This window comes from Pseudoalteromonas sp. 19-MNA-CIBAN-0066, assembly GCF_040308705.1.
Lineage (GTDB): Bacteria > Pseudomonadota > Gammaproteobacteria > Enterobacterales > Alteromonadaceae > Pseudoalteromonas > Pseudoalteromonas nigrifaciens.
Genome location: NZ_JBEONZ010000084.1, coordinates 1 through 1,354, shown reverse-complemented (window position 1 = coordinate 1,354; position 1,354 = coordinate 1). Strand labels below are relative to the sequence as shown.

Sequence of the window (1,354 nt, the reverse complement as noted above, 5' to 3'; positions counted from 1 at the left end):
TTTCTGTCCAGAGACGGGTTATGTATATAACTCGCCTTTGCCCCATTGTGGGTTAGAGGCGATAAGCCGCACAGATAAGAAACAAGCCAGTTGACCTACTTTTACTAATCGATAAATGACAATGACTGAAGGTTTGTAATGTGGTAACCATATCAATGCTCATTTTACAATTTCTCGTACTCGTTTATTCAGTATTACTCTGGTAGAGTAGTTATAAATCAATAGCTTTACTTAAGTAAGCCTAAGTAATAGGTTTGTTAAATCTGCCTGTGCGTTTTTGCCAAATATATGAGCAACGCATAAATACTAAGTTGCTAGCACTCTTCATCACATATCGAGGTAGTATGCGTAAAGAAATTCCTGCACCAATTATTGCTGTCTTATCTGATAATTTATGCGACATAGAGTCACATGCTGGATTAGATAATCTTTTTTTGTATGCTGATGCCCCAGGAGAACCACCCGAGGGTTCTAAGCCTGTTAAAACACAAGCATGGTTACGGCGCATAAACAAAGAATCAGATTTCCCTTTAAAAGTTCTAGGGAAACTTATTGAAACATACATGGAACTGCCTGATGAGTTAGAACAAAATAACTATCAGTGGGGTGTAAACGTTTCAGAGCAGAAGAAAGAATTTAAAGTTAAATTAAACGCCATATTAGAGCGCTGTAATTTAACTTACATCACTGGCGGCGTAATATCAGACGGCAGTTCAGCGCCGAGTAAATCATTATCTGAACTAATTAAAGGGCGCGATATTCCTTCAATTGAAGCTGAATTTAACCGAGCATTAGAGAATGTAAATTCAGAGCCTAGAGAGGCTGTTTCAGCTGCATGTAATATATTAGAGTCGATTTTTAAGGTGTATATTGCAGATGAAAAATTACCATTTCCACAAAAACAAGATCTTCAAGGTGTCTGGAAAGTAGTAAGGGATGATTTAGGCTTCGATACTAAACTTGTACAAGATGATGATCTAAAAAAGATAATATCAGGAATGCTATCAATCGTAGGCGGTATTGGCGCATTTAGAACTCATGCGAGCTCTGCACATGGTGAAGGACGAAAGGTATATAATTTGAAGCCACGCCACGCCACGCAAGGCTTGCTATTCATTCAGCGCATACTTTAGCACTTTTTGTACTTGAAACATGGGATGAGAAATCCTCAAACAAAGTGCTAACTAGAACCTAAACCTGACGGCTTAAACTATAGTGCTTTTAGCAAAAGATACGCAAAATTCTGCTTTAGCACGCCGCTGGTTAGGTTGGCGTTATCACATACCTGATTGTCATACTTTTCCTAATGGCAATCATTACTCAAAGAACTTTTACCCTAGCGAGCTTATGTCCA

Annotated in this window: 1 protein-coding gene; it reads left to right on the top strand. The window is 38.4% G+C overall.

Annotation, left to right across the window (positions count from 1 at the left end):
* The first annotated feature begins 344 nt into the window (after positions 1-344).
* Complete coding sequence (locus tag AAEZ18_RS18260; RefSeq protein ID WP_350595489.1) at positions 345-1,133, top strand: abortive infection family protein; 789 nt, start codon at positions 345-347, stop codon at positions 1,131-1,133.
* Positions 1,134-1,354 lie beyond the last annotated feature (221 nt).